4 protein-coding genes and 1 pseudogene are annotated in these 6538 nt (G+C 39.9%); 1 reads left to right on the forward strand and 4 read right to left on the reverse strand.

Annotation, left to right across the window (positions count from 1 at the left end):
• Positions 1-439: 439 nt before the first annotated feature.
• Both EKM78_RS12100 and EKM78_RS12105 read right to left on the reverse strand, forming a co-directional pair.
• Positions 440-1393: a zinc-binding dehydrogenase gene (locus tag EKM78_RS12100; protein WP_125772565.1), complete on the reverse strand. Its 954-nt coding sequence runs from the start codon at positions 1391-1393 to the stop codon at positions 440-442.
• 16 nt (positions 1394-1409) lie between these two features.
• Positions 1410-1775, reverse strand: coding sequence for a VOC family protein (locus EKM78_RS12105; protein WP_125772567.1), 366 nt, complete (start codon positions 1773-1775; stop codon positions 1410-1412).
• Between the two features lie 306 nt (positions 1776-2081).
• Between EKM78_RS12105 and EKM78_RS12110 the strand changes: the two genes are divergently transcribed.
• Positions 2082-3275: a multidrug effflux MFS transporter gene (locus EKM78_RS12110; RefSeq protein ID WP_125772569.1), complete on the forward strand. Its 1194-nt coding sequence runs from the start codon at positions 2082-2084 to the stop codon at positions 3273-3275.
• 66 nt (positions 3276-3341) lie between these two features.
• On the opposite strand, the gene EKM78_RS12115 is transcribed toward EKM78_RS12110, so the two are convergent.
• Positions 3342-3617: a metal-sensitive transcriptional regulator gene (locus EKM78_RS12115; RefSeq protein ID WP_125772571.1), complete on the reverse strand. Its 276-nt coding sequence runs from the start codon at positions 3615-3617 to the stop codon at positions 3342-3344.
• A gap of 18 nt (positions 3618-3635) precedes the next feature.
• Positions 3636-6109, reverse strand: a pseudogene (locus EKM78_RS12120) (CoA-disulfide reductase).
• Between the last annotated feature and the right edge of the window lie 429 nt (positions 6110-6538).

Consider the following 6538-nt stretch of genomic DNA (forward strand, 5'->3'; position numbering starts at 1 on the left):
TGCACCTTTCACTAAGCTCCTTCGTCGCCAAGTGAAATTTCACCACTGAGGTCTGTATCCCCGGGCCCCTCCGTCTAAGTAGAGACAATATCTCCCCCTTGGTTGAGTTTTACCGAATTGTTTTCTACAAATTGGCACTTTTTGCGCGTCCTACTTCTCACATGTCTATCTCAGGCTTCTTCTATTCTGGTGGGAATAGGAGCTTCCTTTTCTTGTCACGGTATATTTTCTGTCTCGATTTCTGACTCTTTTCTCGGTTCGCGGGACCTTGCTCCGCTCATTTTTGTTTCCTGACTTATAGTGCTACTGTGATTTTTCTTTTCTTTGCTGGTTAGATAAGATCAAATTCTTTTTTTCTTCTTTTGCTTTCGCTTCTTGCTCGCGTGCTCGGTTCTCGCACTCTTGCCTGGTTCTGATGTATTTTTTCTTGTCGTCTTTTTTATGGCAAAACTACTACTTTGCCGGGTTGCTTTTGATTTTCTAAGAATTCGTGTGCTTCTGGTAGTTGCTTTAGTGAAAATGTTTTTACTGGATGTACGTCGACGTTTTTGTTGACGATTAATTGTAGTAGGTCATTTAATTGCTTTTCGTCGATGAAGTAACTGGCAAAGGAGGTCATGTAACGATCGTTGGGGATTGCTGTTACTGGGTCAAAGTGGTCAATGTCCCAAATTCCGCCCATGTCTCCAGTGATGCTTGCTATTCCAAATGGTTTTAAGTTGTTCATTGAATCTAAGGCTGTTGCTGCTCCTACTAGGTCGAATATTCGGTCGACTTGTTGATCCATTTGTAATTTCTGATTTTGATCTAATACAAAATTATCGTAGCCTAATTTCAAAATCTCGTCTTTGGCCGTTTCTTTTCTCGAAGTTCCACTGACTTTGATGTTTGGATTGATTGCTTTGGCTAGTTTTAACCCGGCGATGCCAACGCCACTTGTTCCTCCGCGGATCAACAAGCTTTCTGCTTTGTCGATCTGAAGTTGCAGTAGGGCTCGGTATGCTGTATGGAAAGTTTCTGGGATTGCTGCTAAGTCTTCCCAAGGAATCTCAGTTTCTACTGGATGGATGATTTTATTTGGTAAAAGAGCATACTCTGCATAGCTTCCGTCAAAGTCGCGGCCCATTTCACCGTTCATTGCGATTACTTTTTGGCCAACTGGTAATCTTGCTTCATCAGTTGTTTGTTCGATAACACCGACACATTCGATTCCTAAGATCCGCGGGAATTTTACTGAAGGGGATTTTCCTTGTCTGGTGAATATCTCGGAATGAACGATGCCAAAGCCCTTTATTTTGACTAGCGACCAATTTGGTTTGACCTTAGGCGTTGGTACTTCTTTATATTCAAGAACTTCTGGACCACCGCTTTTAGAAACTACTACTGCTTTCATGCTCTCATACCTCCTCTTATTTACCTGCTGAAAACACTCCAAATTGATGACCAGTATCATCATTTAATCTCGCAAATGTTAAGCCAGTTTTATCAGTCACTGGTCCCCAAATCACTTTGGCACCGTTGTCTTTTGCATCAGCAATTGCTGCATTTACGTCACTTACCAATGTGTAAAAAGTCGAATACTCAGCAATTTTTCCGGCTGTGCCAAGAATGCCTCCTGTGGGATATTCGTTTCCAGGTTCAATAATATTATAATATTCATTTTCCATATCTGTATATTCTTGGAATTTCCAGCCGAACATCTTGCCGTAGAAATCCATTGTTTCTTTTGGATGGTCTGTTCCGATCTCAAACCAGTTAACGTTATTATTATTCATGATAAAATACCCTCTTTCTTAATTTGCAAAATAATTCTAGAGCATTTTATCTGAAAAAGGGATACAGAAAATAAAGTGTTCATCAGAAATACTTTATTTTTTAAAGTTGAATGCTTTGATAATGCTAAAAATCCCGAAAACTTTTGTTTTCTATGAAATTTTACTTTTTAATATTATCAGTGTATTATCCTGATTATACTTTATAGAAATTAGGTGAAAACCATGGATTTTTCTAACATCATGGCTTGTATGCCTGCAAATGATGAAGGACGTTTTTCTTTAGAGTAAAAAATTAGGAGTCTAAAAATGAAAAACGTCCGTAACACCGTACCATCTGTTTTATTAATTATTGTCTTAGTGGGATTTCCGCAGATCAGTGAATCGATCTTCACACCCGTTCTTCCCTTTATAAGTAGCGACATGCATGTCTCAGCCGCTGCTTCACAGACAACAATGAGCATTTACTTCATTGCCTTTGCTATCGGCGTATTATTCTGGGGTCAATTGTCTGACAAGATCGGGCGACGATCTGCTATGAATATTGGGATAGTTGTTTATCTAGTGGGAAATATTGGTTTATTTTTGAGTCCAACTTTTTCCTTTCTACTCGTAGCGCGTTTCCTTCAAGCATTTGGCGCTAGCGTCGGATCCGTAGTGACGCAAACTATTATGCGCGAAAGTTTTTCTGGAATAAAAGGTGCGCAAGTTTTTTCAAAAGTCGGCGCAGCAATGGCCTTGTCCCCCGCTTTTGGTCCACTGATCGGTGGAGTATTAGAACAATACTTGGGCTATCGCAATGTCTTCAGTGCTTTGATTTTCATGGCTATTTTAGTCTTGTTGTATAGTTTGAATAGATTGCCTGAGACTCGTGACGCAACGGCCATTCAAAGAGTTTCTTTGCTCAAAGTTTTCTGGATGCTAGTGAAAGACCCTGTGATTTGGTCTTACGCAATTTTGATTGGTGGGATTAACGGGATACTCTTTGGTTACTATTCAGAAGCACCGTTTATTTTTATGGAACATTTTGGTTTCACATCAGTTCAATATGGTAGCCTAGGAATGACCTTAGCTTTAGCTAGCTTGTTGGGTGCTATTTTAGTTAATTTTCTCGTAAAATATTTTCAGTCAGAAATGATCGCAATTGGAGGTTTGATCTTCAGCAGTATTTCGGGACTAGTCTTGTTGCTATTATTGCCATTTGATCAAGCATATTTGATGGTGATTGGCTTTTTCCTAATATTTTTAGGATTGAACACTACTTTACCTATCGCCTTGAATCTGGCTTTAAAAGGATATGAAGACGTCATTGGCAGTGCTAGTGGGATCTTCAGCTTTGGATATTATTTAATAGTTAGTCTGCTGACTTACTCGGTAAGTTGGCTTCACAACGGCAGTATCAAAACCTTACCGTGGTTTATTTTAATTATCACGTTGATCATGTTGCTGGTTTATTTACCTGTGAAATTGAGCACTAAAACTCTAGCAAAAAATAATTTATAGCAAAAAAATAATCTACAAATTTCCTGATAAAGGATCTTTGTAGATTATTTTTGTCTGTAGGTATTTTTACTTCTTGATAATCATATTGATAGCTTGTTCAAGCTTCTTGGATTGAGCTGAGGGATCTCCGTCTGGATTTTCCACGCAATCTTTCAAATTATTAGCGACTACCATGCCCATTACTCGATCGATACTGGATCTAACAGCACTCAACTGAGTCATCACGTCCATGCAGTCTTTGTCATCGTTGATCATCTTTTGAATACCACGGATTTGGCCTTCAGCTCGGCTTAAGCGGTTGATGATCTTCTTTGTTTCTTCTTCATTTTGAACAGTATCCATGATTGTCCTACTTTCTACTTAGATGAATAAGTTTAAATTGGAGTCTTCAGTGTCGCCTAAATATGTCGCAACACCACCGTACTCAACAAAACTGTATAGTTCTTCTTTTTCAACGCCCATTAGTCCCATACTCATTGTGCAAGCGACGAATTTGATGCCGAGGTCATTTGCTTTTCTGATCATTACAGGAAGTGGATCAACGTTATTTTCTTCATTACTGATTTTATCATTTTTGAGCCTAAACCGCCCATATTCATGGTCGAAAGTGGCAATTCATCTGCTCCACTCGGTAGCATCATGTCGAACATCTTTGCTACACCATGCTTCTTGACTTTGTTTTTCTTCAACACATTCAAGCCCCAGAAGGTGAAGAACATCGTGACCTTTTTACCCATGGCAGCTGCACCAGTGGCAATGATCAATGAAGCTAAAGCTTTATCAAGGTCGCCATCAAATACGACCATGGTAGCTCCTTCTTTCGTTTCGTGTAATTGACCGTCGTTTAACGCCAATTCAGCAGCTAGTTCTGGATCTGGTTTAGCTGGCGTATTGCTATTTCCTTGTCCCTTTTGTACCGTAGCGACTACGGTATCACCATCGATGTTATTGGAAAGGACTTTGTTGCCGGTATTTTTAGCCCAAGATTCAATGTCAGCACTGAATCCAAAATCGCTAGCTTTGACGACCATTTTTTGACCGTCGTCCATCTTATCCATATGCTGTTTAACTTTTAAGATCGGTCCGGGACATTGTAAACCACAGGCATCGACTTGTAAGGTTTCTAGATCTCCGGAACTGGGTTTACTCGCAGTCTGGTTGTCATTTTTAGGAAAGGGCTTGTTTTTGATCTCATATTTAGCTGTTTTATAAGTCTTGAAACCACCATCAATATTGACCACATCAAAGTCTCCATTGACTAAGACTCTAGAGGCATTGTAACCTCTAAGACCAACTTGGCAATAGACGTATATCGTCTTATCTTTTGGCAATTCATTGAGGCGATCACGTAATTGATTGAGCGGGATCAACTTACTATTAGGGATCTTGCCGGTAGTTAATTCAAAGTCATTTCTGACGTCAATGATCGTGGCTTTTTCATCTACTAATTGGTCGACTTGGTCCCATTCGATCGTCTTAGTCCGGTGATTGATTTCATTATCTGCCACGTAACCTAACATGTTTACTGGGTCTTTAGCACTTGAATATGGTGGAGCATATGATAGTTCGATCGAGCTTAATTCGTCAACTTTGGCATTAAATCTCATTGCCGTTGATATAACGTCGATCCGCTTTTCAACGCCTTTGGTTCCGATAGCTTGAGCACCTAATATCTTCTTATCATCGTTATAAAGTAATTTAAGATTGATCGGACTAGCACCAGGATAGTAGCCGGCACTTGAATTAGGATGAATGTGGATCACATGATAAGGCATCTTCAAGCGTTGCAAAGTCTTCTCATTATCACCCGTTGAAGCTGCGGTCAATTCAAATACTTTAGCAACCGAAGTTCCTTGTGTTCCAGGATATTCTGCCGGAATACCATTGATGATATCAGCGACTAAACGTCCTTGACGATTAGCTGGCCAAGCTAGAGGAATGTTAGTTGCTGAGCCATCAACTAAATTATTAACTTGGATGACGTCACCAATTGCATAAATATTCGGATAGTTAGTTTGAAGCTGTTTGTTGACTTTAATAGCATTCTTGAAACCAAGCTCGATCTTAGCATCTTTAGCCAAATCGTTAGCTGGCGTAATACCGATCGACAAAATTGTCATATCAGTTTCAAGTTCTTTGCCACTTTGCAAGACTAATTTTTTACCATTGTCTTGGAATTCTGCCAGACCATCATTCAAGTACAAGTTGACATTGTGCAAATTGATCTGTGAATGAAGTTGTTGCGCCATTTCAAAATCTAGATTAGGCATTACTTGCGATGACATTTCAACTAGTTGGACATTTAATCCGAGTTGTTTGAGATTTTCCATCATTTCTAGTCCAATGAATCCACCACCAATGATCGTGGCTGTTTGGACGTTGTGATCATTGACATAATTTTTGATCTGATCCATATCAGGAATATTTCTTAGCGTGAAGGTATTTTTGGCATCGGATAAGCCTTTGATGTTGGGTACGATAGGCTTGGCACCAGTTGAGATGATCAATTCGTCGAAACTCTCATCATATGTCTCACCCGTCTGAGTGTTATGGATAGTAACGGTATTTTCCTCAGGATCAATTTTGATTACGTCGGAAAAATTACGTACGTCTAATCCATATTGTTTTTCCATACCCTCCACGGTTTGTACCATTAAGCTTTCACGGTCTTTGATAGTTCCACCGATATAGTATGGTAAGCCACAGTTGGCGAATGATATGTATTCGCCTTTGTCTAGTAAGACAATTTCGTCATCTTCGTTTAGACGGCGAAGACGTGTTGCTGCTGTGGCTCCACCTGCTACAGCACCTATGATTACGATTTTTTTTGACATATTTAGCACCCCGTTTTTGTTTTTATTGTTATTGTTTTCACAAAAAATATACCCCCTGTGGTATTATTCATCAAGTTTTAATTTGGGTTTTTAGGGTGGGAGTGGTATTTTGGTCGTACGTTCAATGCTAGTTTTTGGGGGTTGGTGGTAGTAGTTTGGTTTCTACGTTCAATGCCGGTTCCGGGTCGGGGCGCTATATTCAATGAACGTAAGTGCTAACGCACTTGCGCAACCGATTATGGTGATGGCAAGCCATCGAACAACTAAGGTCGGGAACGCTGCCGACCAATTTTGAGCTACCTGGAAAAGCGCCAGGCATCTCAAAACTTGGTCTTTCACTAGGCAATAAAATCGGTTCTTGTTGTACTTTGGTTAGCCATCAAGAAATTCATCAAGATCTAGGTTGCCTGTTGATTCCAAAAAGACTAG

It is taken from the genome of Companilactobacillus furfuricola (assembly GCF_003946325.1).
GTDB lineage: Bacteria > Bacillota > Bacilli > Lactobacillales > Lactobacillaceae > Companilactobacillus > Companilactobacillus furfuricola.